The organism is Lacrimispora sp. 210928-DFI.3.58 (assembly GCF_020554865.1).
Lineage (GTDB): Bacteria > Bacillota > Clostridia > Lachnospirales > Lachnospiraceae > Enterocloster.
The window spans coordinates 52,575-79,327 of sequence record NZ_JAJCIC010000015.1 but is presented as its reverse complement, the minus strand read 5'-3'; the positions used below and the strand labels follow the sequence as shown (position 1 = coordinate 79,327).

The following is a 26,753-nucleotide window of genomic DNA, read 5'->3' as shown; positions in this document are numbered from 1 at the left end:
TTTATCTCCTATCTCTGTTTTCTATATTTTGTTTGTACATATCCCGCAGCCGTGACAGCGGCAAGGATAATGGCTGATCCGGCTGTGATCCACGCGCCGGTGCGCAGCCCCTCAGGCTCAAAATGAAGGCTGATCCGATGGGTGCCTGCGCTCAGATCCACTGACAGGAAGGTATCAAAGACCTCTCTGGCCTCTGCCGGCTCCCCATCCACCAGAATGCTCCAGCCTTTGTCATAGGGAATGCTGGTAAACATGGTCCCTGCCTCATCTGCTGTGATGGTTCCTGCCAGCCCTGTATCTGTCCAGCTTGAAAGGACAATGGGATTGCGGTTTAACACCCCATAGACAGCCTCAAGGCCCTCCGGGCTGAATCTCCACACCTCGGCCTGGAGAGTAGGGTTGCCTTCATCCTCTGATTCCAGCCTTACCTCTTCTCCTTCCAGGATACGGCCCAGCTCCAGGAAATATCCCCGGTCTACATTGTCAAAGCTTAAGCTGTCCTCTCTTATAACCACAGAGACCTCTTTCACCTTTTTGTTTGTCACATAGACATAGTAATCTCCGGTGGCTTCCGCTGTAAAGGTGAGCTTCCTGCCCTCGGTCTGGCTGTCGTTAAACAGAAGCACATCCTGCACATCCAGCACCGCGCAGAGGTCATTCTGCACCGTAGCCGGGCTGCCTGCATCCAGCATCCAGTTCTGCTCCACATCTTTTGGGAGCATGAACGCTACCGGAAGGGTATACGTATTTTCAAACATCCAAAGGCCGCCAGCCCTGCTGTGCTGCTTTAGCAGGCTTCCTGCAGCCTGCTGGTCCGGGTACACACCATAGCGCACGGAAAACAGGCTGTCCGCCAGAGGCGTGCTTCCTGTCAGGCTGTATGCATTGGTCGAGCTTTCACAGCCCAGCTTCTTAAAGAACTCCGATAAGGAGGCATGAGCCGTAGAAGAAAACAGGGAGGCGGAGGGAAAATTCATCCATGCCCCGTCATTCTTCGTCCTGCGGTCGCTCTTGTCCACTCGGTAAAAGGTGTCCGGCCGGATCGCCTGCACCAGCTCCCGCACATCCTCATTGTCCTTGACATAGGCGGTCCTGCTGGTAGTGGGCACGCTGGTGACGGCTGTGTTCACCGCGCTCTCCACCGCAACAAGAAACAGCGCCCCTAACAATACTGCATCCAAGCTCCATTTTCCCTTTTTGTACAGATACAGGATCCCTGCATACAATCCCAAAAAGAGGATCGCCACATAAAAGATGGAAAAATGGTACTGCTCCGGATTATCCACCAGCTTTTCTGCCAGCAGCACAAAGGACACTGCTCCCCAAAAGGCCAGCACAATATGCTTCCAGGGTGTCTCCCTAAGCTTGCTGTAGGCATGGTAGCACATTGTCAGCACCAGGGCAATATAGATAAAGGACTGACGGCAGGGCAGGCTGTTGGGATAGTGGAAGCCATGCCAGATAAAGTTCAGCACATTCACGGAAAAGCTGGCAAAGAACAACAGAAGCAGGCTGCAGTACACGATCTTTTCCCTGGCAGCGATCCTTTTGCTTCCTATATAAAGAAGGAAGAACAAGAGCACTGCCACGCCGCAGTAGATATTGGGCCAGTGATCCAGTCCGATCTCCGTTCCCACATTTCCGATATGTCTTGCGATCATGTCAAAAATGGAGAAATAAGAAGATATGGTCTTTGGAAAATCAAAATCCCCTGAGGCCGTTGCCTGGAGGGCATAGATTTCCGGCAGGAGCACCACGGCTGCCAGTCCTCCTGCGAGAAGGGAATACAGCCCGAACCGAAAGCCGATCCCCACAAAATCTCCCAAACCCTTTGGCGGGTTTAAGATCAGCTGGGCGATCGCATAGATCACCATGAAAATGCAGATCATGATAGAGATATAATAATTGGAAAGAATGGACAGCCCCAGGGTAATGCAGTAGAGCAGCCCTCTCTTCTCCATCACCAGGCGCTCCAGGCCCAAAAGGATCAGCGGAAACAGCATAATGCAGTCCAGCCACATAATGTTCCAGCTGTAAGCCGCCATATAGCCGCTCAGAGCATAGAACACGCCAAAAAGCCCGGCGCCAAAATCCATTGTGCCAAAGTGCCTGCGCAGATACCAGGTAAAAGCAACACCCGACAAGGCAGTTTTCAGCACAATAAGGATCGTCATAAACTCAATGATGTGGCCCTTAGGCCAGAACAGCAGCAGCCAGTTTGCAGGGCTTGCCAGATAGTAGGCATACAGGGCAGAAAAGTTAATGCCCATGCCGATGTCCCAGCTGTAAAGCAGACTCCCTCCATGGGTCAGCTTATACTGAAACTCGGAAAAAAAGGGCGCATATTGGTGGTACATATCCGTCCTCAGAAAGCATTCCTCTCCAAAGGGGAAGATCCCCCTCTGGGCAAAGATGATGATCATCACCACCACAGGCACAAAAAAGGCGGCTGCCATACCGTCTGAGGGCTTTAAGAGCCTGAGGGTGTTCCTGGGGCCCCAGCCGTACATGTCATCGCCCTCCGAAGCCTGTCCGGATTCCGGATCCCAGTCCTCTTCCGGCCCCTCTGCTGCGCTCCAGTCCGCTTCTGGTTCCTGCCCAGGTTTCTCTGCCTTGCTCCAGTCCGCTTCTGGTTCCTGACCAGGTTTCTCTGCCTTGCCCCAGTCCGCTTCTGGTTCCTGACCAGGTTTCTGATCCTCCGCTGGTTCCTGACCCGGCTCCTTCAGCTCCCATTCCGGCCCTGCTTTTCTCTTCTTCTCCGGCCCTGTCTCCAGTTTTGCCCCCAGACTATGGGACTTTCCCAGAGGCGGCTCCTGGCCTGCATTTTCCAGGGAAACACGTTTTCTTGTCTTCTGTATATTCAATGGTGTCGGTTCCTCCAACGGTGTTTCTTCCTCCTCAAGAGCAGCCGCTTCCCCCACAGGCTCCATCCCGCTTTCCGGCTTCTTCTCCGGCTGGATCAGCTTTAACACCTCATCAAGCTCCTGCTCTATCCGTTCTATTTCCTCGCGTTCCATTACAGTTACCTTTCTTCAGGCACCTTCCTGAATATCCATACCTTGCTGAAAATATAATTCAGCACCATGTTAACCAGGGAAGACATCAATTTGCAGAACAATTCAAACAGAAAGCCCCTGTCTCCTCCCAGCTTCACCATGGCTACCATGAGAAGCCATGTGACAACGCCGGACACGATCCTGCCTGTCACAAATGCACCTGCCTCCTTTGCCACATGGCTGGGACGCAGGTTAAAATTGCGGAAAACCACCAGCTTATTCACCACATAGGCGAACAGCACTGCAGCCAGCCAGGAAAGGGCCTGAGAAGTACCCACTCCCAGCTCCAGCCTTCTGAAAAGACCATAGGCCACAAAATCCACTCCCGTGGTGAGAAAGCCGCAGATAACATAGCTGATGGTCTCATAATTCATGCATGTATTCCAAATCTTCTTCAGCATGGCCTGCTCCTTCATATCTCGCTATAAAAATACCCCTCTATTATATGGTAGCATGACCGAAAAGTAAAGGAAAAGCTGCGGCCGTCCTTGGGTATGCTGTGCCGTAGCTGGCGGAGGACGGCTGCAAGGAGGGCGGCTGGCGCGCCTTTGCAGGGCATTAGAAGCACTTAGGCAGCTGGTTTTTCCGTTCAGAGCAGCATCAATGCTTGTTTGAGCGCAGCGAGTTGCTTTGATGCTGCTCTGGCTTTTAGGAAAAATCAGGTGGCTTAGTGCTTCTTATGTCCGAAACCGAAGCGCCAGCCGCCCTCCTTGCAGCCGTCCTCCGCCAGCCACGGCACAGTATACCCGCTGCCTATTATTCCATATAGGCCGCCATCCCCGATGTTCCGGTCATTTCCCCGTCCTCCGTCATGAATACCGCTTCGATCCCCTCCATACTCTCTATGAGCTCCATGCCTTTCTCCCGTCCCAGTGCAAAGCAGGCCGTGCTCAGTCCGTCCCCGTCCACAGAACAGGCGGAAAGGATGGAGACCTGGACCAGGCCGTTCTCATAGGGATAGCCTGTAGCCGGGTCCAACAGGTGGTGGTAATTCACACCGTCTTTGATAAAATGGCGCTCATACACACCGGAAGAAACCACAGACATGTCTGTGATCTCCAGGGCAGCCACGGTTTCATTGTGGGTGGCAAAGGGCTTTTGAAGACCGATCTTAAAGGGAGTTCCATCCGGCTTTTTCCCCAGACAGAGGACATTTCCCCCCAGGTTAATGATGGCGCTTTCCACTCCCTGCTCCTTCAGCCAGGCTTTCAGCTCATCTGCAATAAAGCCCTTTGCAATGGCTCCTAAGTCAATGGTAGTGTCGTCATCTGCAAAGGTCACGACATTTCCCTCCAGGGATACCTTCCTGTAATCCACCCGCTTTACGGCAGCCTCGATCTCTTCCTCCGGCGGTATCCGGGGATCCTCCCCTGTAAAGTCCCAAAGGGAGCTCAAGGGCTCCACTGTGATATCAAAGGCTCCCTCTGATATACGGCTGTACTCCAGGCCCTTTTTTAACACCTCCGCCGTCTTATCTGACACCTCAAAGGTTCGCTGACCCTTTTTTCTGTGATTCATCTGATAGATCTCACTGGTCTTTAACGTCTTGCTCAAAAGGGCCTCATACTCCCCGCAAAGCTCCATACATCCATCCAGCACTGCCTCATCCTCTGTATCATAGAGAGTCACTGTCACAAAGGTGTTGAGGAGAAAAGCCGACCTGCTGACAGGCGTTATCTCCTTTTCCCTGCAGCCCGCCAGGCAAAAAAGGCTCATTGCAAGAAAAAGGACGGCTGCCTGGACCATTTTATCTATTTTTCCCGATCTTCTCATAAATGCCTTAGATCCTCAGTTTTCCTTCCTCTGGTATTGCTGAATAAATATTTTTGATCTCCTTCAGGACAAAGTGAGTCCTTGTGGCAGATACGCCTGGGGTGCTCTTGATCGTCCTATGTATGCTCTCCAGATCATCGGAGGAAGCGCAGGATATCTTTACGATAAAGTCATAGTCTCCTGTCAGATAGTAGCAGTCCACGATATTAGGATGATCCTTGATGATCTCTGTAAAGGCATCATGAAAGCGCGGATGCTCCAGACTGATCTCCATGAGGGCCGTCACATCATTGCCCAGGGCTTTGGAATCCACCATGACCGTATAGCCCTTGATGATCCCGGATTCCTCCATCTTCTTGATCCGTTCTAACACAGCGGAAACAGACAGGTGTATCTCCTTGCTGATATCGGAGGCCGTCACCCGTCCGTTTTCTTTCAGAATGCCCAAAATCCTGTAATCTAATTTATCCATCTCTTTACCTACCATTTTCTTTCAATCTATACTATAATGACAGAGACATCTATATAATATCACAAAATCCGAAGGAGTCAAACAATGAACCTTTCCTATTTAAAATATGCAGCCGAGGTGGAGAAGACCGGCTCCATCACAAAGGCTGCACAGAATTTCTATATGAACCAGCCCCACTTGAGCAAGATCATCCGGGAGCTGGAGCGGGATCTGGGCTCTCCCATTTTTGACAGGACAAGCCGCGGAATGGTTCCAACAAAAAAAGGAGAGGAATTTCTCCGGTACGCCAAGGCCATTCTGGCACAGGAGGAGCAGATCGAAGCCCTCTGCTCCAGAAATAAGGAGCGCATCCTGGAGGTAAGCTTCTGCGTTCCCAGGGCCACCTACATTTCCTATGCCCTGGCCGCCTTTTTAAAGGAGATCAGATCCCTTCCCTCCTTAAAGGCCCGCTATCTGGAGACCAACTCCAGGGACGCCATACATATGGTCGCCTCCAAGGAATTTGACATCGGCATCATACGCTGCCAGTCCCTGTATGAACCCTATTACCTGAAAATGCTCCAGGAGGAAAATCTGGAATATCAGGAGCTGTGGGAATTCTCCTCCTGCGTGCTCATGTCCCCCAAGCATCCCCTGGCAGACAAGGAAAATCTGACCTACCTTGATTTCTCTGATTCCATCGAGATCATCCAGGGAGATGTCCAGACTCCCAGCTTTGCCTTTGAGACACAGGAGGCCTCTGCCACAGGCGGAAACTCAAAAAAAACCATCTCCATTTACGACAGAGGCAGCCAGTTCGAGCTCCTAAACCAGCTTCCCTCCTCCTATATGTGGACCTCTCCTGTCCCCTTTGCCAGCCTTTCCTCCACAGGACTCCTGCAGCGGACCTGCAGCTACCCCGGCAATCTCCACAAGGACATCCTCATTTACCGGAACGGCTACGTCTTCTCAAAGGAGGAAAATGAATTTGTCCACTGCCTCTGGCGGATGATAAGCCAGCTGTCCGATTAACGGAAAGAGAGGTTGGCCCAGGTTATCTTACGGTCATCGCAGCAAGTGCGCAGACCTACTGAACAGTTACAAAGGGAGCTCAATTTCCGGACAATATCCTTGCCAGCTCACTGTCCTGGTTCAGGATAATGGTCTTGTTGTCTCCCTTCAAGGAGGCCTTCAGGGCGTCCAGGGAGCGGACGTAATTGTAAAAGTCCGCCTTCGCCTCATCATTATAGGCATCGCTCAGGATCTGCATGTATCTTGCCTCGCCCTCTGCTTTGACCTTCTCCGCCTCCGCGTTGGCCTTCGCAATGGTCTCCTTTACGGTCTTGTCAGTCTCATTCTTGATAAGAGAGGACTGGTAATCACCGTCCGCCGTATACTGGGCAGCGATATTGTTCCTCTCGGAGATCATGCGCTGGTATACGGACTCCTTGTTGGAATCCGGCAGATCCAGCTTCTTTGTCTCCACTGCATAGATGTGTATGCCGTAGGAATCCATGGAATTTCCGATATTTTCCGTAATGATCTTCGCCAGCTCCCCATCCCTGCCGGAAATGATGTCTGCCTGATTGGTGGAGGAGAGCACATTTTTAATGGAGTTGTAGACCACATTGCCCAGCCTGACCTCCGCCTTTTCCTTGCTGGCATTTAAGGAGGACAGATACTTCACAGGGTCCTCAATGTCCCAGATGACAAAGGAATCCACTGTCATGACCTTCTTATCCTTTGTGGTGACGTCGCTGGGATAGAGGTCTGATATCATTTTGTACTTTGGGATCTTCTGAACAGACTGCAGGAAGGGAATACGCAGGGAGGGCCCAGGATCTTCCTCCACCCGCACCACCTTTCCAAACTGTATGATCAGGGAATACTCATTGGCCTTTGTCACCACCAGGGGATTGCAGACCAGGACTGCCACTGCGATCACTGCCAGGATCACGATATTTCTCGTAAATTTTGTCAAAGCGCCCATATCAGGTACTGCGCCTCCCTTCCATTCTTCTTTTTTCCAGTTTATTCCTTTTCCGCCTGTCATTTTTCTCATTATGCTGATCACGATGAGCAGGACAATGGCAAACCTTATCAGCTGGGGGATCAGCTTTATCATCTCTTTTCCGATATCCATCTACTGTCCTCCTTCGCTTTCAGAAACCGCGCTTTGGGCTGTCTGGCTGTTCACAGGCGGCGTATTGACAGCGTTCCCTGTGCCTGTACTTGAAGTCCCTGAAAATGGCTCTAAGGGCAGAAGGGTCTGGGTCCCGTCCGAGCCATTGATGATCACCTTTAACTGGGGAAGGATCTCCTCCATGGTCTCATAGAACATCCTCTTCTTTGTGATCAGCGGATATTTGGCATATTCCTCATACATGTCATTGAAACGGGATACCTGGCCCTCGGCCTCGCTGATGCGCTGCTGCCTGTAGGCTTCTGCGTCCCTGGCTGCCTTATCTGCCTTTGCATTGGCGGCTGGGAGCTGCTCTGACTGATATTTCTTTGCCTCGTTGATCTTTGTATCCATGCCCTGCTTGGCATCCTCTACCGCCTTAAAGGCATTATTTACCTCCTCCGTGGGTGGCTCCGCGTCCTGGATGGTGACATTGTAGATGCCAATGCCGATGTCCTCTGACTCCAGGCGCTCAGAAAGCAGTGCCTTTACCTTTGCCTGTATCTCCGACTTTCCTGTGGTGATGACCTCATCCACACTGTAGGAGCCCACTGTGTCCCTGATATAGGACTGGGCCAGGTTCTTTAATATGGAAATAGCTGTTTCATTGTTAATGTATGCCTTTATGGGATCCACGATCTGATACTCGATATAAAAATCCACATTTACAAAGTTAAAGTCCTTTGTGATCATCTCAGACTCTGAGGGAATGGATGCCAGGTTCTCCCCCGCGCTCTCCCAGTCTGTCCGGCTCACCGCATTGTTCTCCATGCCCAGGCTGTAGTCCGGGTCATAGCCAATGGGCATTCCCTTGATCTCCTTTGACATCTTGTGTACCTTCTGGATAAAGGGATATTTGAACTTCGGACCAGAGGTCATGACGCTGGAGGGTACGCCAAAGGTCGTCACCACTGCCATCTCATTCTCTGATAAGGTATAGAAGGAATCCATGGCAGCCACAGCAAGAACCACCAGAAGGATGACAAGCTTTACTGACCGCAGAACGCGCTTTACCCTCTGGCCGTCCATGTTCGGCCTCTGGCCTTTGTTTTGATATCCGTTTTCTGTGTCATAATTGTTCTCTCCCTTTTGCTTTTTCTTAAACAATCCCATCCGTTTCTCCTTCCGAGTATTTTTCTGTTATTTAAATGAGTATACCACAAGATTCAGTCATTTCATAGCCTCAAGAAAAATTATAGAGATATCTGTACAGGAATACTGGTATGCCTTTTTCGTATCTACCGGGAATGACAGGAATGTGGTACCATATAGTTGTTAAATAAATAACAAATTTCTCAAATACGGGGAGGTTTTTATCATGAGATTTACATTACCTAGAGACTTATATCACGGCGAGGGCGCACTGGAGGCATTAAAGACCTTTACAGGAAAGAAAGCTATGGTCTGTGTAGGCGGCGGCTCTATGAAGCGTTTTGGCTTCCTGGACAAAGTGATCAGCTATTTAAAGGAAGCTGGCATGGAAGTCGAGTTGTTCGAGGGCATTGAGCCTGATCCTTCTGTAGAGACTGTTATGCGCGGTGCAGAGGCTATGTTAAAGTTTGAGCCTGACTGGATCGTAGCCATCGGCGGCGGATCACCGATCGATGCAGCAAAGGCTATGTGGATCAAGTACGAGTATCCGGAGTGCACCTTTGAGGATATGTGCAAGGTATTCGGTATTCCACCCCTTCGCAGAAAGGCACACTTCTGCGCAATTTCTTCCACCTCCGGTACCGCTACTGAGGTGACAGCATTCTCCATCATCACAGATTATCAGAAGGGCATCAAGTACCCGATCGCTGATTTCGAGATCACTCCTGATGTCGCTATTGTTGATCCCGCACTGGCTGAGACCATGCCTAAGAAGCTGGTTGCCCACACTGGTATGGATGCGATCACTCATGCGATCGAGGCTTACGTTTCCACCGCAAACTGCGATTATACTGATCCCCTGGCTCTCCATGCCATTGAGATGATCCAGGCTGATCTGGTAGACTCCTACAACGGAGATATGGCAAAGCGTCACAGCATGCACAATGCACAGTGCCTTGCCGGTATGGCATTCTCCAACGCTCTGCTGGGCATTGTTCACTCTATGGCTCACAAGACCGGCGCTGCATTTGCAGACCACGGCGCACATATTATCCACGGCGCAGCAAACGCCATGTATCTGCCAAAGGTGATCGCTTTCAATGCAAAGGATGAGACCGCGAAAAAGCGCTACGGCGTGATCGCTGACTATATGAACCTGGGCGGCAAGGATGATGATGAGAAGGTAGCTCTTCTGATCGCTTACCTGCGCAAGATGAACGATGACCTGAACATCCCGCACTGCATCAAGAACTACGGCGCAGACAGCTATCCTACCGAGAACGGCTTTGTTCCTGAGGAAGTATTCTTAGAGAGACTGCCTGAGATCGCAAAGAATGCCATCGGCGATGCCTGCACCGGCTCCAACCCACGTATCCCATCTCAGGAGGAAATGGAAAAGCTGCTGAAGTGCTGCTACTACGATACTGAGGTTGATTTCTAATACATATGCCCCTCAGCGTCTAAAGGCTCCCCTTTGAGCCTGGGCGTTTAAACACTCCATAATTATACGACTTTCCCGCAGGCTACCCCAGCCGGCGGGACGTGAAAGGAAAGGGCGGAACATGACAGCTCCCCGGCTGTCTGTTCCGTCCTTTTTCCTTTATACTGCTACACTGCCAAAAGCCGCTCCATATACCGCAGAAAGCCGCAGAGGGACAGCACCACAAACACCTCCAGAAAGCTTGTGATAAAGCCTGCATGCAGCAAAAATGCCAGGGCGCAGCCTGCAAGAGCCCATAAGATTACCCAGGCCCGGCGGAATCTTTGCCTGTTCCTGGAGCTTAAGAAACGCAGGAAGCCAATGATCCCCACAGTCAGAAGAATGGGTGAGAAAAATGCCAGCAGAACATGCAGCGCTGCTCCAAGGGGATATTTCTCCGGCAGATAGGGTATCATAACCGCTGTCAGCAGAAAGGCAGCAGAGAGACTCACAAGGCTGTTTCCCCATGGCCTCCTGTACCGCCCGATGCAGAACAGGTAACGCACATAAAGGACATAATAAAGCACGATCCCTGCTCCCCACAGTCCTAAAAACAGGCGGTTTGCCGCCAGGCTGCCCAGCACGGAGAAATTGGTATCGGTCCAGCTTCCCAGAGAGGCAAACAGCAGGGTTCCTCCCGGCACCAGATAAAAGGTGCAGATATCATATTTTCCTTTAAAACGCCTTCTGGCGCCTCTCATGCCGTCATCCTCCTCCCATAAAAAAGAATCCTGCTCCGCAGGCATTGGCTCACTTAAAAACAGGGAGCCATCCCATCCTGCAGCGGATGGAACGCTCCCTGTCATTATCTGAAGAATGACGTTCTTCTACACTTGTATCTTTTTCCTGATTGCCAGACGTTTACTGCATATCTTTTAAAAGCTTCTCCACGCTGGTAAGTTTTACGCAGAGAGCAAACAGCTCCGTGGCAATGATCAGATCGCCTAAAGGCGGATAGGTAGGCGCAATGCGGATATTGCTGTCATATGGATCCTTGCCGTATGGGTAGGTGGCGCCTGCACCTGTCATGACCACGCCTGCCTTTTTGCATCTGGCAACGATATTCTTTGCACAGCCCTCCAGGGAATCAAAGGAGATAAAGTAGCCGCCCTTTGGCTTTGTCCACTCTCCGATTCCCAGTCCTCCCAGCTCTTTCTCCAGGATATCCTCCACAGCCTCAAACTTCGGGCGGATGATGTCTGCATGCTTGCGCATATGCTCCACCATTCCGTGGATATCGCCGAAGTAGCGCACATGGCGGAGCTGGTTTACCTTGTCATGTCCAATGGTCTGATTCTTTAACTGGGCAACGATGTCCTCCAGATTGTTGTGTGAAGTTGCCAGGGCTGCAATACCGGAGCCTGGGAAGCTGATCTTGGAGGTTGACGCAAATTTATATACCAGGTCAGGATTTCCTGCACGCTTGCACTCAGCCAGGATCTCGATCAGGTGATCCTGGTCGTGGTCATAGAGATGGTGAACGCCGTAGGCATTATCCCAGAAGATCCTGAAGTCAGGAGCAGCCGGCTCCAGCCTTGCAAAGCGGCGCACTGTCTCATCCGAGTAGGAATATCCCTGAGGGTTGGAGTACTTCGGCACACACCAGATTCCCTTGATGGCATCATCAGCGGCCACCAGCTCCTCTACCATATCCATGTCCGGGCCTGTGGGCGACATGGGCACATTGATCATCTCAATACCGAAATACTCGGTAATAGCAAAATGACGGTCATATCCGGGAACGGGGCATAAGAACTTTACCTTATCCAGCTTGCACCAGGGAGTATTTCCCATGATGCCGTGGGTCATTGCCCTTGAAACGGTATCATACATGACATTCAGGCTGGAGTTTCCATAGAGAATGACCGTGTTGGGATTGACCTCCATCATATCTGCCAGAAGTTCCTTTGCCTCATCAATACCAGTCAGAACACCATAGTTGCGGCAGTCTGTGCCATCCTCGCAGGTCAGGTCATCGTTGCTGCTGAGCACATCCATCATTCCCATGGAGAGATCCAGCTGATCCACACTGGGCTTGCCCCTGGACATATCAAGCTTTAAGTCCCTTCCCTGGAACTCATGGTACTTTGCCTTCAGATCCTTGCGAAGGGCCAGCAGCTCTTCTTTTGTCATCTCAGAATATGGCTTCATAATTTCCTCCTCATATTGCCTTTTTGTATCTGTCATGCATACATCTGTCAGCCACAGATTTACATTTCCTTGCATTGAAAACAGCATACACCAAAGAGCGCCTTCCGTCAATACAAGTTTTTTTTATGCAGTCAAAAGCTCTGCTTATAGCATTTCCTTCTATCCCTAACACAGCTTATGGAATTTTCTGGTGATCCCGGAAGCTGCCAGGGCAGTTCCTATTTGGTGAGCGCTTCCTTCACCAGCTTATTTACCATAGCGGGATCTGCCTTGCCCTTCATGGCCCTCATGGTCTGGCCTACAAGGAAGCCCATGGCCTTTTCCTTGCCGCTCTTATAATCCGCTACAGACTGTGGATTCGCAGCCAGGATAGCATCGATAGTGGACTTTAATGCGCCCTCATCGTTGACTACCTTTAAGCCCTTCTCCTCCACATAGGCCTCAGGATCCACATCCTTTGCAAAGATCTCCTCAAATACGGTCTTTGCCACAGTGCGGTTGATGGAACCGGCTGCCACCATCTCTATGAGCTTTGCCAGATGGGCCGGGGCAAACTTCATATCGTCCGCATCCATCTCATGCTCCTTTAACAGGCGCATAGCCTCTACCATCAGCCAGTTGGAGGCTTCCTTGGGCTTGCCGCACAGGGCAACGGTCTCCTCAAACGTATCAGCCATGTGCTTAGAGCTTGTGAGAAGCTCCGCATCATATTTTGGCAGTTCGAACTCCTCCATATATCTGGCAATCTTCTCGGTACGGAGCTCCGGCTGCTGTGCCTTTATCCTGGCGATCCACTCATCGCTTATGATGACGGGAACCAGATCAGGATCCGGGAAGTAGCGGTAATCCTGGGCATCCTCCTTGGAACGCATGGCCTTGGAGCTCTCCTTGTTGTCATCCCAGCGCCTTGTCTCCTGGATGACCTTCTTGCCCTCCTCGATGAGCTCGATCTGGCGCTTTCTCTCCCCTTCTATAGCCCTTGCAATGGCCTTAAAGGAGTTTAAGTTCTTCATCTCTGTCCTGGTACCGAACTTTGGTGCTCCCACCTCGCGGACGGACAGGTTCACATCGGCACGCATGGAGCCCTCCTGGAGCTTGCAGTCCGATGCACCCAGATACTGGATGATCAGGCGCAGCTTTTCCAGATAAGCGATAACCTCCTCTGCGCTCCTCATGTCCGGCTCCGACACGATCTCGATCAGAGGCACGCCGCTTCGGTTGTAGTCCACCAGAGAGCAGTCCTCCCACTCGTCATGAACCAGCTTTCCTGCGTCCTCCTCCATGTGGATCTCGTGGATGCCTACCTTTTTGGTGACACCGGATTCTGTCTCGATCTCCACCCAGCCGTCATGGCAGATGGGCAGGTAGAGCTGGGATATCTGGTAGTTCTGTGGGTTATCGGGATAAAAATAATTCTTCCGGTCAAATTTGCAGTACTGGTTGATCTGGCAGTTGGTGGCAAGGCCTACGGCCAGGGCATATTCCACTACCTGCTTGTTCAGCACAGGCAGGGAGCCCGGCATACCGGTGCATACCGGACAGGTGTGGGTGTTGGGCGCTCCTCCGAACTCTGTGGAACAGGAGCAGAAAATCTTTGTTTTCGTGGCAAGCTCTACATGGACCTCCAGTCCAATGACGGTTTCATACTGTTTGCTCATGGTATCCTCTCCCTCCTACTGCTGTGACTGTGCAGCGCTCCGGCACATAGCCGGCGCCTGGTACGTCCTGGTGCGCTCAAATGCATAGGCTGCCCGGATGATATTTTTTTCCTTAAAGCAGTCTCCGATGAGCTGCAGGCCAATGGGCAGCCCTTCCTTGTCAAGGCCGCAGGGAACGGTCATGCCGGGCAGTCCTGCCAGGTTCACGGAAATGGTGTAAATATCTCCCAGGTACATTTTCAGAGGATCACTTAAGGAGGAGCCCAGCTTCGGGGCTGTGTTCGGTGATGCCGGAGCCAGGATTACATCATATGCTTTGAAGGCCTTGTCAAATTCCTGCTTGATGAGGGCTTTTGTGCGCAGGGCCTTTAAATAGTAGGCATCGTAGTAGCCGGAGCTCAAGACAAAGGAGCCTAACATGATACGGCGCTTCACCTCAGGCCCGAAGCCCTCGGAGCGGCTCTTTTTATACATATTGTGAAGGCCTTCGTACTCCTGTGTGCGGTAGCCGTACTTTACGCCGTCAAATCGTGAGAGGTTGGAGCTGGCCTCTGCGGAGGCGATGACATAGTAGGCCGGGATGGCATAGTCCACCAGTCCTAAGTCAAAAGTCTCCACGATTGCTCCCTTTTCCTTTAAAATGTCAGCGGCCTCTAAGATGGCAGCCTTTACCTCCTCATCCAGGCCTTCTCCAAAGTAGCTCCTGGGAATGCCGATGCGCATGCCCTTTACATCATCCTGCAAAGCGGAGGTAAAGTCGGTATCCTCCCTCTTCATGGAGGTGCTGTCCTTTACATCGTAGGAGGAGATGGCCTCCAGGATGGCTGCACAGTCTGCCACATCCTTTGCGATGGGTCCGATCTGGTCCAAGGAGGAGCCGTAGGCAATGAGTCCATATCGCGATACGGTGCCGTAGGTGGGCTTGATGCCTGTAACGCCGCAGAAGGAGCTGGGCTGACGGATGGAACCGCCGGTGTCAGAACCTAAGGCGTAGAAGCATTCGTTTGCCGCCACAGCTGCGCAGGAGCCGCCGGAGGAGCCCCCAGGCACGTGCTCTGTGTTCCAGGGATTGCGGGTAACGCCGTAGGCAGAGGTCTCTGTGGTGCTTCCCATGGCAAATTCATCCATGTTGGTCTTTCCCAGGATAACGGCTCCTGCCTTTTCCAGGTTCAGCACGGCCTCTGCGGTGTAGGTGGGAACGAAGTTATTTAATATTTTGGAGCTGCAGGTGGTCAGCATGCCCTTTGTGCACATGTTGTCCTTGATAGCTGCAGGTACGCCTGCCAGAGGGCCTGTGAGCTTTCCTGCCTCGATCTCCTTCTGGACTCTGGCTGCCTGAGCCATAGCCCCCTCCTCGTCAATGGTAACATATGCGTGGACAGAGGCTTCTGCCGCCCTGATCTGGCGGATAACGGCCTCTGTGGCCTCCGGGGAGGTGATCTCTCCTGCTTTTATCTTTTTGCCTAACTCTATCGCTGTGAAATCTAAAATACTCACCAAGACTTCCCTCCTATTCTACGGTTTTTGGAACCTTGAATGCGCCGTCCTTCTTCTCAGGTGCATTGGCAAGGATGTTCTCGCGGTCGTCTCCATTTGTCACAACGTCCTCGCGGAATACGTTATGGACCGGGAATACATGGGACATGGGCTCCACGCCTGCGGTGTCCAGCTCATTTAATTTATCAATATAGTCCAGCATGCGGCCCATGTCCTTTTTGGCCTCTTCCTTTTCCTCCCCGGACAGCTCCAGCTTTGCCAGGATCCCTACATACTCTATTGTCTCATCGCTTATGATATTTGCCATTTTTGTGTGCTCCTTTCCGGTAAAATGCTAGGGCTCTAATCTTGTCACGTCTCTTGGGAACATGGCGGTTTCTCTGACGTTCTGCTCGTCTAACAGACGCATGGTAAGGCGCTCTAAGCCGATTCCCAGGCCACCGTGAGGCGGCATGCCGTATTTGAAGATCATCAGGTAGGAGGCGATGTCCTCCGGATTCATGCCCCTCTTTTCCATCTTAGCAAGGATCTCCTTGTAATCGTGGATACGCTGTCCTCCTGTGGTCACCTCCAGGCCCTTGAATAACAGGTCAAAGCTCAGGGTGAACTTTGGATCCGCCGGGTCGTCCATGGCATAGAAGGGACGCTTCTTTGACGGATAATGGGTGACGAATACGAAGTCGCTGTCATACTCCTCCTTGAAATAACGGCCGATCAAAAGCTCCTCCTCCGGCTCCAAGTCGTAGGGGTTGCGGATCTTTCTGTTGTACTTCTCCGATACCAGCTCCTTCGCCCTGTCAAAGCGCACAGCCGGGATCCTGCTCACATCCGGAAGGGTGACGCCCAGCATATCCAGCTCCTTTTTGTAATCCCTGGCAAGAAGCTCCATGATGTACTGGAGCACTCCTGTCTCCATAGCCATCACATCCTCAAAGCCATCAATATATCCCATCTCAAAGTCTAAGCTGGTGTATTCATTTAAATGACGGGTGGTGTTGTGCTTCTCTGCCCGGAACACGGGAGCTGCCTCAAATACCCTGTCGTAAACCCCCACCATGGTCTGCTTGTAGAACTGGGGGCTCTGTCCCAGCTCGGCCTTCTTATTAAAATAGTCCAGCTTGAACACGTTGGAGCCGCCCTCTGCGCCTCTGGCTACGATCTTAGGCGTATGGATCTCCGTAAAGCCCTGACTGAAAAGATAGTCGCGGAAGCCCCTTACAATGCCCTCCTGGATCTTAAATTTGGCACGCTCTCTTAAGTTCCTTAAGGAAACAGGGCGCAGGGCCAGCTTTGTCTCCAGGGAGGTGTTCAGCTTCCACTTGCTCACCGGGATCGGCAGGGGCTCTGCGGGCTGGGACAGCACCCTGATCTCCTCTAAGCGGATCTCAAAGCCGTGGGGCGCACGCTCCTCTGCCTTCACTGTTCCCATCACCTCTACGGCGCATTCCTCTTTTAAGCTCTTTAAGTCAAATTTCGTGATGCCTTCCTCATACACGCACTGCACCAGGCCCTCGGCCTTGCGCAGGATCACAAAAGCCACATCGCCCATGTCACGGATGGTGTGGACAGCTCCGTTCAGCCGCACACGTTTTCCTGTATAATCCCCCTCCAGGATCTCTGCAATACCCACTGCTTCCTTTTTCTTTACTCCATCCACAAATTCCATCTTTTTCTCTCCTTTAGCCATGTTTGACATTAGGTTCCGAGGCATTTTCCGGCTGCATCACAGAATGATTGTAACTGATCACGTAACTGTTCAGTATCTTCACAGTTACGAGCAAAAATCCATTTAAAATCGGCTTCGCCGATGGGATTTTTGCCCTCTAGCCCAGGTTATCTTACGGTCAGCGCAGCAAGTGCGCAGACCTACTGAACAGCTACCTGATCACGCAAAAAACGCCCCGGAACACAGTAACTGCATTCCGGGACGGGAATCTGTTCTTTTATGACTTCCCGCGGTACCACCCGCATTGAGACCGGCCAGCCCTGTCACCGTCGGCAAAGACTGCGTCTCCTCTCTCTGTGCGTAACGTGCACAAACGGATATACCTACTATCAAGACGGCTGATCCCGGTTCTCCGGTTTTCCGGAAAACCCGCACACAAATGCCCAGCCAGCACTATCCTGCTTCAATATATCAGCTCCAGAGTGTTCCCTTCGCCCAGTCCTGCGCGGAGGCGCTCTCAGTCGGTGACGCCCCCTTCCTGTTACATTTCTCAGGCAAGAGTCTCCTTCATTGCTTTTAAAAATATATTTAATAAGATAGTACATGAAAGTGCGAAAGTCAAGACCAAATAAAAATGATTTTGAATTTTAGGATATTTGTCAAATCAGGCCTGCCCAAAGGGGAGCTTTTGCAGCAATTTTTGCAGAGATGTCAGAGACGTTCCCCCCGGCTGCCGGCTATTTCTCCCTCAGATCCAGCATGTAATGCTTTTTTGATTTCAGCGCCTGGAGTGTATCGCTGTGCATTGCCAGCTTCTCCCTTCGATCAAGCCAGCTGTACTCACTATAAATAATATCGAGCATGACCAAAATGGGAAATTGGGGTGAGATCATGCTCCCGCTTTCCAGCCACTTGATAGAAGAGATCAGCACCACCTCATCACAGAACTCCCTGTAAAAAAGGCTGTCCCTGGAGGTGATCAGAACGGTCTTTGCCTGTCTCTGGCGGGCCTCCCGCAGAAGGTAAAGGACAGATTCATTTTCACCGCTGACACTGATTCCAATAATCAGGCTGTGTTCATCGCAGAACACCGCCTGCATCCTGATGCGGTCTGCATCTGTCAGGGAATCAATATCAATGCCGATTCTCATGAACCTGCTCTCCATCTCGGCAGCCGCCAGGCCGGAGCTTCCTGTCCCGCAGACAAATACACGTCCGGCGGCCTCAAGCAGCCTGACGATCCTGGCGATCTGCCCCTCATCCATCAGGCTGTAGGTCTTTGTCAGCAGCTCCTGGTAGGTATCCAGGACGATCTTGCTGTTATTGGTAATCTTTTCCTCTGCTCTGTCTAAGGATTTCTCATATTGATAGAGAAATTCCCGGTATCCCTTAAAGCCGCATTTCTTTGCAAACCTTGAAATGGAGGCTTTGGAAACAAACAGCTTCCCGGAAAGAGTTTCCAGAGAAAGGTCCTCCCTCTTTTTATTATTATGAAGAAAAAAGTCAGCAATGTTTTTCTCCGCCTGTGTGAAGCTGTCATACTTTGCTTCTAATAAAGGGACGACCGATTTCTCGTCAAACTCCATGTCTGCCTCCTGCGCTTTTCCCAATCCTCTAAGGGTGCATCGTTTTATAATAATACCAAGCGCCGAGCATACCTGCCATATTATGGTGATGGGCCAGTTCGATCCGCATATTGGACGAGATCACGGGAAGGAGATGGCGGTTTACCGCACCGCGGACATGGGAAGTCAGAATGCTCTCCCTCTGCATCACTCCGCCGCCCAGAACCACTACCTCCGGATTCAGGACATAGCAGATATTTGCGATTCCCCGGCCCAGCCAGTCTGCCATTTTTGCAAGCGCTTCTAAACAGATTTTATCACCTTTTTCAGCGTATTCAAAGATTTTTTTTCCATTCCAGCAGAATATTTCCTCATGCTTTTTCTTTGCCACCTGTCTCACAAGAGCGGTTGTGGAGGCAACCTCCTCAAAGGCTGCCCCGCCCATATCCATATACCCAACCTCACAGGCGCTGAAGGATGCCCCACGCAGCAATTTGCCGTTAAGGATCGCGCAGGCTCCAATCCCTGTTCCCACTGTAAGACAGAGAACATTGTCGCACTCCTTTGCAGCTCCGTTCCAATACTCCGCCAGTCCTGCACAATTGACGTCATTTTCCACCTCGCAGGGAACGCCGAAGGCATGTTCCATTTCTTCCTTTAGGCAGATTCCCTGATAGGCGGGCATATTTTCATTGGCATAGAGGATCGATCCGCGGTATGGATCAACCATTCCTGTGGTGGAAATGCAGATTCCCTCCACTCCGCCTGCCTGACAGTATTGTCCTGCGGTCTCCTTTACCTTTTCCAACACTGCCTGCCCGCCAAGCATGGCCTCTGTAGGCCTCTCCTTTTGCTCCAGCAGAGCTGCATGTTCATCAAGCAGGCCGTACTTGATGGCAGTTCCGCCGATATCGATGCATACATATTTTCCCATAGGCTGTACCTGTCTCCCGTATATCACACAGGATGCTTAAGATAACCCTGCAATAGCGGTGCGAATCATCTCTGCAGCTTCCTTCACAACTGCCATGTCCTCTGGTACCAGGGCTGGCAACGGCTTGCGGATGCCTCCGATATCCACCTTCTCATTCATCCGGAGTATCTCCTTCATGACCGCATACAGGTTTCCATGGGCCTCACACATTTTATAGATGATCGCGTTGGCGGTATTCTGGAGCTTTAAGGCCTCCTCCATCCTGCCCTCTTTGAACAGCTCATCCATCTTGAGGAACAGCTCCGGCATCACGGCATAGGTTCCTCCGATCCCGCCGTCTGCGCCCATGGCGCGTCCGCTGATAAACTGCTCATCAGGCCCATTGAATATAATGTGGCCTTCCCCGCCTTCGCTCTTGAACATCTGGATATCCTGGGTAGCCATGGAGGAATTTTTCACGCCGAGCACACAGGGGTTTTTCAGCATTTTCCTGTAAAGGGGCATTGTCAGCGTTGTGCCTGCCAGCTGTGGGATATTGTAGATCACAAAAGGGGTGTTCGGGGCTGCCGCAGAGATATCGTTCCAGTATTCTGCGATCGCATATTCCGGCAAATGGAAGTAAATGGGCGGGATCGCTGCGATCGCGTCTACTCCCAGTTCCTCTGCATGGGCTGCCAGCTCGCAGCTGTCCTTTGTATTGTTGCAGGCTACATGGGCGATGATCGTCAGCTTGCCCTTTACCTCTGCCATCACGTTCTCCAGCGTCTTCTTCCGGTCTGCAACGCTCTGGTAAATGCATTCGCCGGAGGAACCGCCCACATACAGGCCCTTCACTCCCTTGTGAAGCAGATGTCTTGCCAGCAGCCTTGTGCGCTCCGGACTGATCTCACCATTGTCATCATAGCAAGCATAAAATGCCGGGAATACTCCCTTAAACTTCTCTGTATTCATTTTTATTTTCTCCTTTTACTATAAAAGTCCTGCCGCCGAATGGGCGCATGCAGGTTTATTTCAAAAATTCCTTGTTTCTCACACTATCCGGGAGCTTTCCTGCCAAAAAGGCAGCTACATTATCGGCCATGAAGACCTGGGAACGGTGTTCACTCTCCAATGAGGCTGCGCCCATGTGGGAGGTAACATACACGTTTTCCATATGCAATAGCGGCTCATCCGTCTTCGGCGGCTCTGCTGTCAGGACATCCAGTCCGGCTCCTGCTAGCTTTCCATTCTTCAAGGCCTCAACCAGATCAGGCTCATTTACCACTCCGCCCCGGCAGGTGTTAACAAAGTAGGCTCCATCCTTCATGCGGTCAAACAGCGACTTGTTGATGATGCCTGCTGTGGACGGACCATAAGGCATGTGAAGGCTCACAATATCACTCTGCTCAAATAATTCCTCCAAGCTTTCCACAAATCTTACCTTCTGCCCCGGCGCTGCCTCCTTCACAAAGGGATCGTAGGCAATGATATCTACGGAAAAGCCGGACATCATCCTGGCAAGGTTCCTTGCTATTCTTCCATAGCCTGCAAGTCCCACTGTCTTGCCGTCCAGCTCATTGCCGGTAATGGTGGAGGGCCATACGCCCTCCCTGCAGCCCTGTACGCAGTGTGAAAAACGCCTTCCCAGATTCAGGATGTGCAGCATGGCCACCTCTGCAACAGCGGGAGCATTTTCCCCCGGTATGTTTGCCACGGGTATGCCGTTTTTACCGGCTGCCCGCAGGTCTACCGAGTCCACTCCTGTACCATACTTCTGGATAAAACGCACCTGGCCTTTTACAGCTCCCAGAGTTTCTTCATTCCACGGCTCCATGGTCGCCAGCACCACATCCACGTTTTTTGCCTTTTCCACTAAAAGCTTTGGATCATTGCCTGGTATGGCCTCCGCCTCAAAGCTGCAGCCCATCTCGTCAAATTTCTGGTACAGATAACTGACATCCACCTTCTGGGGATCCAGATTCAGCCATATTCTCGTTTTCATACTATCACCTCACCTGATCTTTAAAATCTTCGATTGCCGATACCATGCGCTTCACTGCTTCCTCGGAAGATGTGGTCCCTGTCGCCACCTGATTAGCTGCCTTTACAAATGGATAGGTAAAATAATGCTTTGCGGCAACTGTGCGCCCCTTGATCGTCTTCACAGGGTAGCCGTAATAGCCGGATGCATCCTGTACATATGCCAGAGCTGCTGCATTTGCAGGATCGTCTGTCCATGTTTTATTTTCCTTTGCATCCTCAAAAACGGGGGCAAATATGGGGGCAATTCCTTCCATATAAGAATCATACCAGGTCTTATCTGTCAGATAAGAGATCACGTCACTGGCAAGCTCCTGATCCCCGCAGGTATTCATGATTGCAAAACCTCTGTTAAAGTTCATAAAGACGCTGTTGTCACTTCCTGCCGGGGGAGCCATGACAATAGTATTGGCAAGCAGCTCTGCGTACTGCTCATCGGAGCGCAAGGCATTGTACAGCGTAGGTGCATTGAAGCAGATTGCCGTGCGACCGGCCAGATAGGAGGAATTGTTTCCGCCTGCATCCCAGGTCGTAGCATCCGGAGGAACAACCTTTGCCGCATAGAGCTCAGCATATTTGTCAAAGGCTGCCTGGACCTTTACATCTGCGGTAATATTTCCCTCCTCGTCAAAGAGATAGCCTCCTTCATTCCACATGTACTGCCGGAAGGTATTCTCATCATCATCGTCGTTCTCACCGCAGCCGATGGCCAATCCGTAGAAATCATTGTCAGGATCACTGACTTTCTCTGCCGCTGCAAATACCTTCTCCCAGGTATCAGGCATTTCCGTGATGCCTGCTGCCTCCAGCTTATCCTTTCGCACAAACATCAGCGAGGATGAACTGTAGAAGGGAACGTAATAATAGTTTCCTTCGATCTTTGTGCCCTCATAGCTGGCTTCCAGATAGGGGCGGCTTCCATGGATCTCATTTACCAAGTCTGTCACATCCACACAGGGGATGTTGGGATAATAATTCAACACCTTTGTGGTATCTGCTGAGATGATATCCGGCACATTCTGGCCAGCTTCAATGGCTGCATTCAGCTTTGTGACAAAATCCGTGGCAGGAACCATCTCGCAATTGACCTTCACATTCTTTTCCTGCTCATATTGCTTCAGACGTTCCTCCATCTTGGCATTGGCTTCATCGCTGAAGATCTTTTCCACCCATATGGTGATGGATTTCTCCCCATTTTCTCCCGCAGCCTGGGAAGCCCCCTCGCCGCCTGATGTTGTTCCAGGGCTGCCGCATGCTGCCAGAGAGAGCGCTACTGTTCCTGCAAGTGCCGTCAAAAACCATTTCTTCATGTTATGTCCTCCTCTTTTATTAATATAAATAACCGCTTTGTTCTTTTCTGTTGTTACCCTTTCACGCCGCCGTCTGTGGCTCCGCCCACAAGCCTGCTGGATGCGATCATATAGATGAGGATGACCGGTATCCCCGCCAGCACGCCTCCTGCCATGAGCTGGTTCCACGGCGGCATATCTCCATAGATCAGGCCAGAGATCACAAGTGGGAAGGTCTGTACCCTGCTGGAGGTCAGATTTACCAGTGCGTACATGTATTCGCCCCAACACATGGCAAAAGCAAAGATCGTTGTGGAGATGAGCCCCGGAAGCACCAGCGGCAGAACGATCTGGTACATGATCCCAAATCTGGAACAGCCGTCCACCCTTGCCGCTTCCTCTAACTCCTGGGGAACAGAGGCAACATGAGGGATCAGGATCCACGCCACATAGGGCAGAGTAAATGTAGGATAAATCACGATCAGTCCCCAGATGGTATTTGTCAGATGCAGCTTCGATACCAGCATGTAGAGCGGGATATATAGTACAGTCGTGGGCAACAGATACATAAACAATACGGACTTTGAAAAGAATTTCCGCCCCTTAAACTTTAACCGTGCCAGAGTATACGCAACCGGATAGGCAAGCAGCACGGAAAATACAGAAACAGATACTGCAATCACCAAGCTGTTCTTCATGCTGGGCAGAAAGGTCGTCTTTGTAAACAGGTATGCGTATGCGGATAATGTAGGCACATGGGGAATCAGGGTAGGCACCTTCCCGTAGATCTCTGCATCCGTTTTAAAGGATGTATTGAGCATCCAGTAGATCGGAAACAGCGCAGAGACCAGGCAGAGGGCAATGTACGCTTTTGCTATCAGTCCTGTTTTGATTTTTGATTTCATACAACGATTCCTCCCTTCCATTTAGTTTTTATCGTCCCCCGGAAGCATCCGGCGTGTTAGCATACTGATAATGATCATTAAAACGGGCATAGCCAGAACCGCCACCGCAATACCTCTTCCCAGCATCATGCTGCGCATTGCTGTTTTATAGCTGTACACATTCATGACCTGTGTTGTTCCATTTGGTCCGCCTCCGGTCAGAAGCCATACGGTCTCAAACTCATTGATAGTCCAGATGGTACTCATCAGGGCAGACAGGATGGTGACATCCTTTACTTCCGGCAGAGTAATGTGGCGGAACTTCTGCCACATTCCCGCTCCGTCGATCTCAGCAGCCTCATAGTAATCCTTCGGTATTGTCTGCAGCTTTGCCAAAATGGAGATTCCGAAAAACGGCGTTCCCCTCCACACATTTGCCACAATGATCGTAAACATGGCAAGCCCGGCGGAGCCGAACCAAATGATATTGGAGGATATCAGGTTCAGGGATTTCAAAATATGATTAGCGATCCCTCCTGTAGAATTGAAGATCCACCGCCAGTTGTAAACGACTACAATATTCGGGAGAGTCCAGGGGATCATGAGCAATGCCCGCACAAGATTTCTTCCCCCAAAGGGCTGGTTTAAAGCCAGGGCCATGAGCATTCCCAGCACTGTTTTCACCCCGATGGATACAGCCGTAAAGAAAATCGTGTTCAGGATCGACCTTCTGTACTCCGGATCTCCCAGCAACTTGATATAGTTGCTGAACCCAATAAATTCTGCCGGATTTCCGATGGTCTTATTCGTAAAGCTCATATAGAGCCCCCAGATCATGGGAAACACCAGAACGCAGCACAGGTATACCATCATGGGAGCATTTACAAGATAAGCAAATCTGTTCTCCCTCTTTTCATTTAACATAGGATCCTCCCCTCTCAATTTGTCTTCGCCCTTATTTCCGTAAAACTGCTGCCGATGGCAGGCGGCAGTTTTCTATCCTTCTTCGATCGCATTCACAAAGGCCTTTGTAATCAGCTGCGGACGCGTGATGATCGAACCCACAACAATGCTGAATACCCCCAGCTCCTTCACCCGTTTTGCTTTTGCAGGTGTGTCGATGTTCCCTTCCGCGATCACAGGATGCTTTACTGTGCTTAAGATCTCCCTTATGATCTTAAAATCATCTTCCTCGATCCTGTCTCCCCGGCTTTCCTCCGTATATCCTACCAGCGTAGTCCCAATAAAATCAAATCCGATCTGATCTGCGTACTGTGCCTGCTCTACGGTGGAGCAGTCGGCCATCAAAAGCTGTCCGGGATATGCGCTGCGGATCTGCTCCACAAAGGTCTTTAACTCCACTCCGCCAGGCCTTAAGGCTCCTGTGGCGTCCAGTGCAATGATCTCCGGCTTTACCTCCATGAGTTCATCCACCTCCTTCATGGTGGGAGTGATATACACTCTGCTGTCATCATAATCTCGCTTTACAATCCCAATGATCGGAAGGTCTGTCTCCTCCTGGATTGCCTTGATGTCCTCCTTCGTGTTGGCCCTGATTCCCTTTGCCCCTCCTTCCATGGCAGCAACCGCCATTCTGCTCATGATGTAAGAGGAATGAAGGGGCTCGTGTGGAAGTGCCTGGCAGGAGACGATCAGTTCTCCTTTTAATCCTTCAATGTTTGCTTTCATATGCGCTCTCTCCTTTTCTTATCCAAAGCATACACCGTTTTGAATACTTTTTCAATATAAATTATATATTTATAAAATTTTTTCAAAAATATTGTCAAAAATAGCCATATATCACATCTTATATATGGCTATTTTAGTTAAACTATTTACTTTTTTGAAATTATTTTAATTTATCAATGCTATTTTTGAAATTTATTCTAGTTTCAAGCTTACGCTCTGCACTTATGCCTCCTGGCCGATCTCCTCCATAACCTCTCTCCACAGTCCGAATCTCGGAAGGGAGCCCTCGGACCAGCCGCAGCCGCCGGAGATCACGGTCTTCGGGCCGCCGGCCTCTAAGGCTGCTTTTACCTTTCTGGTAATGCGTGCCTTGATCACCTCTCTGTTAGAACCTGCAAAGTCAGAGGATGGAAGGTATCTTCCTGCCAGGTCGTGGTAGCTGCGGCCGTTGGCGTGGTTCAGTCCGCCTACCAGAACCTTGTCTGTCAGCTTTCTCATCTCGGCGATGGAGTGCTGTCCCTCCTCCTGGTCTGCCCAGTTAAAGGCATCTACCGGATAATCTAAGAACCATTCGCTGGTCTCTGCATCGCCGTGGCAGATGTGAGCCATATTGAACCAGGTCCTGTCCTTCACTGCCTCAATATTCATCACATCATACTTTCTTGCATACTCGTCAAACATCTCCTTGCCCATGAGCTTTGCCATGCCGCACTGATAGCCCAGGAAGAAGCCTGCTGCTCCGGCGTCCACAAAGGCCTCCATCAGGCGGGCATTTGTCTCAGCGATCATCTCAAGAGCCGGGCGTGTATACTTTTCAGAGTAGGTGAAATGGGCAATGATGGTCTCCGGGTGGAAAAATCCTCCTGTCATCTCTCCCATCCAGATATAGGGGCTGAATACGGTTGCCAGCACCGGCACCTCTCCCTGGAAATAATCATTTACCCGCTTGCAGACCTCGATCTCTCTTGCCAGGGCACCCTTTTTGATATCAGGCATTTTAAGCTTTGCCCACTCATGAGGATCTTTTATTGCACTTTTCTCCACATTCATCCAGGTATCGTCAAAAATGTGCTCTGCGGGCTTTAACTGCTGGCCAAAATCTTCTGTGAAGTACATGCCGTTTGGCATCAGCTTGATGAAATCAAACTGGTATGTATTCTGGTACTGGATGGTGGCCTCTGCAAAGTCCTTTGCATTGCGGTCGATCAGGTTCATATGGGGGCCCCAAGCTGCAAATGCAGGCCTGTCTGTCTTCTTTCCTTCTACTACTGCTTGTAATCTTTCCTTATGTGTCATGATAGAAATCTCCTTTTCATTTATAATAATATTCCCGCAGACTGCGGAGTTATTAAGGTTCTATGTACGCA

General features: G+C 50.9%; 23 protein-coding genes. 2 read left to right on the top strand and 21 right to left on the bottom strand.

The genetic code is table 11. The annotated features are described in order from the left end of the window. Positions 1–8: 8 nt before the first annotated feature. The 4 genes from LIZ87_RS11120 to LIZ87_RS11105 all read right to left on the bottom strand — a co-directional run bounded on the left by LIZ87_RS11120 (position 9) and on the right by LIZ87_RS11105 (position 5,301). Complete coding sequence (locus LIZ87_RS11120) at positions 9–3,017, bottom strand: YfhO family protein (protein WP_227147009.1); 3,009 nt, start codon at positions 3,015–3,017, stop codon at positions 9–11. Between the two features lie 5 nt (positions 3,018–3,022). Then, positions 3,023–3,457 (bottom strand): GtrA family protein, encoded by a 435-nt coding sequence (locus tag LIZ87_RS11115; protein WP_178316206.1) that lies wholly within the window; start codon positions 3,455–3,457, stop codon positions 3,023–3,025. Between the two features lie 355 nt (positions 3,458–3,812). Beyond that, positions 3,813–4,772 carry an FAD:protein FMN transferase gene (locus tag LIZ87_RS11110; protein ID WP_227147034.1) on the bottom strand — a complete coding sequence of 320 codons (960 nt, stop codon included), beginning with the start codon at positions 4,770–4,772 and terminating at the stop codon, positions 3,813–3,815. 64 nt (positions 4,773–4,836) lie between these two features. After that, the gene (locus LIZ87_RS11105; protein ID WP_178316204.1) at positions 4,837–5,301 is read right to left on the bottom strand and encodes an Lrp/AsnC family transcriptional regulator; all 465 of its coding nucleotides are present in this window, start codon (positions 5,299–5,301) and stop codon (positions 4,837–4,839) included. Between the two features lie 84 nt (positions 5,302–5,385). Here LIZ87_RS11105 and LIZ87_RS11100 point away from each other — a divergent pair, with 84 nt between their 5' ends. Then, positions 5,386–6,312: a LysR family transcriptional regulator gene (locus tag LIZ87_RS11100; protein WP_178316203.1), complete on the top strand. Its 927-nt coding sequence runs from the start codon at positions 5,386–5,388 to the stop codon at positions 6,310–6,312. A gap of 79 nt (positions 6,313–6,391) precedes the next feature. Here the strand turns inward: LIZ87_RS11100 and hflC are convergent, their stop codons facing one another. Together hflC and hflK are read right to left on the bottom strand one after the other, a co-directional pair. After that, the gene (gene hflC / locus LIZ87_RS11095) at positions 6,392–7,270 is read right to left on the bottom strand and encodes a protease modulator HflC (RefSeq protein WP_178316209.1); all 879 of its coding nucleotides are present in this window, start codon (positions 7,268–7,270) and stop codon (positions 6,392–6,394) included. A gap of 153 nt (positions 7,271–7,423) precedes the next feature. After that, positions 7,424–8,575 carry an FtsH protease activity modulator HflK gene (gene hflK / locus LIZ87_RS11090; protein ID WP_178316202.1) on the bottom strand — a complete coding sequence of 384 codons (1,152 nt, stop codon included), beginning with the start codon at positions 8,573–8,575 and terminating at the stop codon, positions 7,424–7,426. Between the two features lie 205 nt (positions 8,576–8,780). On the opposite strand from hflK, the gene LIZ87_RS11085 reads away from it, so the two are divergent. Then, positions 8,781–9,995, top strand: a complete 1,215-nt coding sequence (locus LIZ87_RS11085; protein WP_264467970.1) for an iron-containing alcohol dehydrogenase — start codon at positions 8,781–8,783, stop codon at positions 9,993–9,995. A gap of 167 nt (positions 9,996–10,162) precedes the next feature. On the opposite strand, the gene LIZ87_RS11080 is transcribed toward LIZ87_RS11085, so the two are convergent. The 15 genes from LIZ87_RS11080 to LIZ87_RS11010 all read right to left on the bottom strand — a co-directional run bounded on the left by LIZ87_RS11080 (position 10,163) and on the right by LIZ87_RS11010 (position 26,682). Beyond that, positions 10,163–10,840, bottom strand: coding sequence for a hypothetical protein (locus LIZ87_RS11080; RefSeq protein WP_227147006.1), 678 nt, complete (start codon positions 10,838–10,840; stop codon positions 10,163–10,165). 55 nt (positions 10,841–10,895) lie between these two features. Continuing rightward, a complete protein-coding gene (locus LIZ87_RS11075; protein ID WP_178316200.1) occupies positions 10,896–12,185 on the bottom strand; it encodes an aminotransferase class I/II-fold pyridoxal phosphate-dependent enzyme in 1,290 nt (429 codons plus the stop codon). Between the two features lie 218 nt (positions 12,186–12,403). Continuing rightward, positions 12,404–13,843, bottom strand: a complete 1,440-nt coding sequence (gene gatB / locus LIZ87_RS11070) for an Asp-tRNA(Asn)/Glu-tRNA(Gln) amidotransferase subunit GatB (protein WP_178316199.1) — start codon at positions 13,841–13,843, stop codon at positions 12,404–12,406. 15 nt (positions 13,844–13,858) lie between these two features. Beyond that, positions 13,859–15,340 carry an Asp-tRNA(Asn)/Glu-tRNA(Gln) amidotransferase subunit GatA gene (gene gatA / locus LIZ87_RS11065; RefSeq protein WP_178316198.1) on the bottom strand — a complete coding sequence of 494 codons (1,482 nt, stop codon included), beginning with the start codon at positions 15,338–15,340 and terminating at the stop codon, positions 13,859–13,861. Between the two features lie 13 nt (positions 15,341–15,353). Then, positions 15,354–15,647, bottom strand: a complete 294-nt coding sequence (gene gatC / locus LIZ87_RS11060; RefSeq protein ID WP_178316197.1) for an Asp-tRNA(Asn)/Glu-tRNA(Gln) amidotransferase subunit GatC — start codon at positions 15,645–15,647, stop codon at positions 15,354–15,356. Positions 15,648–15,674: 27 nt separating this feature from the next. Continuing rightward, a complete protein-coding gene (gene aspS, locus LIZ87_RS11055) occupies positions 15,675–17,006 on the bottom strand; it encodes an aspartate--tRNA(Asn) ligase (RefSeq protein ID WP_178316196.1) in 1,332 nt (443 codons plus the stop codon). Between the two features lie 737 nt (positions 17,007–17,743). Continuing rightward, positions 17,744–18,592: a MurR/RpiR family transcriptional regulator gene (locus tag LIZ87_RS11050; protein ID WP_227147003.1), complete on the bottom strand. Its 849-nt coding sequence runs from the start codon at positions 18,590–18,592 to the stop codon at positions 17,744–17,746. Between the two features lie 28 nt (positions 18,593–18,620). Then, positions 18,621–19,505, bottom strand: coding sequence for an ROK family protein (locus tag LIZ87_RS11045; protein WP_227147000.1), 885 nt, complete (start codon positions 19,503–19,505; stop codon positions 18,621–18,623). A gap of 36 nt (positions 19,506–19,541) precedes the next feature. Next, complete coding sequence (locus tag LIZ87_RS11040) at positions 19,542–20,456, bottom strand: dihydrodipicolinate synthase family protein (protein WP_178313170.1); 915 nt, start codon at positions 20,454–20,456, stop codon at positions 19,542–19,544. A 55-nt stretch (positions 20,457–20,511) separates the two neighbouring features. Beyond that, complete coding sequence (locus LIZ87_RS11035; protein WP_178313169.1) at positions 20,512–21,486, bottom strand: NAD(P)-dependent oxidoreductase; 975 nt, start codon at positions 21,484–21,486, stop codon at positions 20,512–20,514. A gap of 4 nt (positions 21,487–21,490) precedes the next feature. Continuing rightward, positions 21,491–22,834, bottom strand: a complete 1,344-nt coding sequence (locus LIZ87_RS11030) for an ABC transporter substrate-binding protein (RefSeq protein ID WP_227146997.1) — start codon at positions 22,832–22,834, stop codon at positions 21,491–21,493. 53 nt (positions 22,835–22,887) lie between these two features. Beyond that, positions 22,888–23,718: a carbohydrate ABC transporter permease gene (locus LIZ87_RS11025; protein WP_178315635.1), complete on the bottom strand. Its 831-nt coding sequence runs from the start codon at positions 23,716–23,718 to the stop codon at positions 22,888–22,890. Positions 23,719–23,739: 21 nt separating this feature from the next. Next, positions 23,740–24,621, bottom strand: a complete 882-nt coding sequence (locus LIZ87_RS11020; protein WP_178315633.1) for a carbohydrate ABC transporter permease — start codon at positions 24,619–24,621, stop codon at positions 23,740–23,742. 72 nt (positions 24,622–24,693) lie between these two features. After that, positions 24,694–25,386 (bottom strand): N-acetylmannosamine-6-phosphate 2-epimerase, encoded by a 693-nt coding sequence (locus LIZ87_RS11015; RefSeq protein ID WP_227146994.1) that lies wholly within the window; start codon positions 25,384–25,386, stop codon positions 24,694–24,696. 222 nt (positions 25,387–25,608) lie between these two features. Then, positions 25,609–26,682 (bottom strand): uroporphyrinogen decarboxylase family protein, encoded by a 1,074-nt coding sequence (locus LIZ87_RS11010; protein WP_227146991.1) that lies wholly within the window; start codon positions 26,680–26,682, stop codon positions 25,609–25,611. Between the last annotated feature and the right edge of the window lie 71 nt (positions 26,683–26,753).

Bases quoted from the DNA above. Each gene is read 5' to 3' on its own strand.
- LIZ87_RS11120 (WP_227147009.1), bottom strand. From the start codon at position 3,017: ATGGAACGCGAGGAAATAGAACGGATAGAGCAGGAGCTTGATGAGGTG.
- LIZ87_RS11115 (WP_178316206.1), bottom strand. From the start codon at position 3,457: ATGCTGAAGAAGATTTGGAATACATGCATGAATTATGAGACCATCAGC.
- LIZ87_RS11110 (WP_227147034.1), bottom strand. From the start codon at position 4,772: ATGAGCCTTTTTTGCCTGGCGGGCTGCAGGGAAAAGGAGATAACGCCT.
- LIZ87_RS11105 (WP_178316204.1), bottom strand. From the start codon at position 5,301: ATGGATAAATTAGATTACAGGATTTTGGGCATTCTGAAAGAAAACGGA.
- LIZ87_RS11100 (WP_178316203.1), top strand. From the start codon at position 5,386: ATGAACCTTTCCTATTTAAAATATGCAGCCGAGGTGGAGAAGACCGGC.
- hflC (WP_178316209.1), bottom strand. From the start codon at position 7,270: ATGGGCGCTTTGACAAAATTTACGAGAAATATCGTGATCCTGGCAGTG.
- hflK (WP_178316202.1), bottom strand. From the start codon at position 8,575: ATGGGATTGTTTAAGAAAAAGCAAAAGGGAGAGAACAATTATGACACA.
- LIZ87_RS11085 (WP_264467970.1), top strand. From the start codon at position 8,781: ATGAGATTTACATTACCTAGAGACTTATATCACGGCGAGGGCGCACTG.
- LIZ87_RS11080 (WP_227147006.1), bottom strand. From the start codon at position 10,840: ATGACAGGGAGCGTTCCATCCGCTGCAGGATGGGATGGCTCCCTGTTT.
- LIZ87_RS11075 (WP_178316200.1), bottom strand. From the start codon at position 12,185: ATGAAGCCATATTCTGAGATGACAAAAGAAGAGCTGCTGGCCCTTCGC.
- gatB (WP_178316199.1), bottom strand. From the start codon at position 13,843: ATGAGCAAACAGTATGAAACCGTCATTGGACTGGAGGTCCATGTAGAG.
- gatC (WP_178316197.1), bottom strand. From the start codon at position 15,647: ATGGCAAATATCATAAGCGATGAGACAATAGAGTATGTAGGGATCCTG.
- aspS (WP_178316196.1), bottom strand. From the start codon at position 17,006: ATGGAATTTGTGGATGGAGTAAAGAAAAAGGAAGCAGTGGGTATTGCA.
- LIZ87_RS11050 (WP_227147003.1), bottom strand. From the start codon at position 18,592: ATGGAGTTTGACGAGAAATCGGTCGTCCCTTTATTAGAAGCAAAGTAT.
- LIZ87_RS11045 (WP_227147000.1), bottom strand. From the start codon at position 19,505: ATGGGAAAATATGTATGCATCGATATCGGCGGAACTGCCATCAAGTAC.
- LIZ87_RS11040 (WP_178313170.1), bottom strand. From the start codon at position 20,456: ATGAATACAGAGAAGTTTAAGGGAGTATTCCCGGCATTTTATGCTTGC.
- LIZ87_RS11035 (WP_178313169.1), bottom strand. From the start codon at position 21,486: ATGAAAACGAGAATATGGCTGAATCTGGATCCCCAGAAGGTGGATGTC.
- LIZ87_RS11030 (WP_227146997.1), bottom strand. From the start codon at position 22,834: ATGAAGAAATGGTTTTTGACGGCACTTGCAGGAACAGTAGCGCTCTCT.
- LIZ87_RS11025 (WP_178315635.1), bottom strand. From the start codon at position 23,718: ATGAAATCAAAAATCAAAACAGGACTGATAGCAAAAGCGTACATTGCC.
- LIZ87_RS11020 (WP_178315633.1), bottom strand. From the start codon at position 24,621: ATGTTAAATGAAAAGAGGGAGAACAGATTTGCTTATCTTGTAAATGCT.
- LIZ87_RS11015 (WP_227146994.1), bottom strand. From the start codon at position 25,386: ATGAAAGCAAACATTGAAGGATTAAAAGGAGAACTGATCGTCTCCTGC.
- LIZ87_RS11010 (WP_227146991.1), bottom strand. From the start codon at position 26,682: ATGACACATAAGGAAAGATTACAAGCAGTAGTAGAAGGAAAGAAGACA.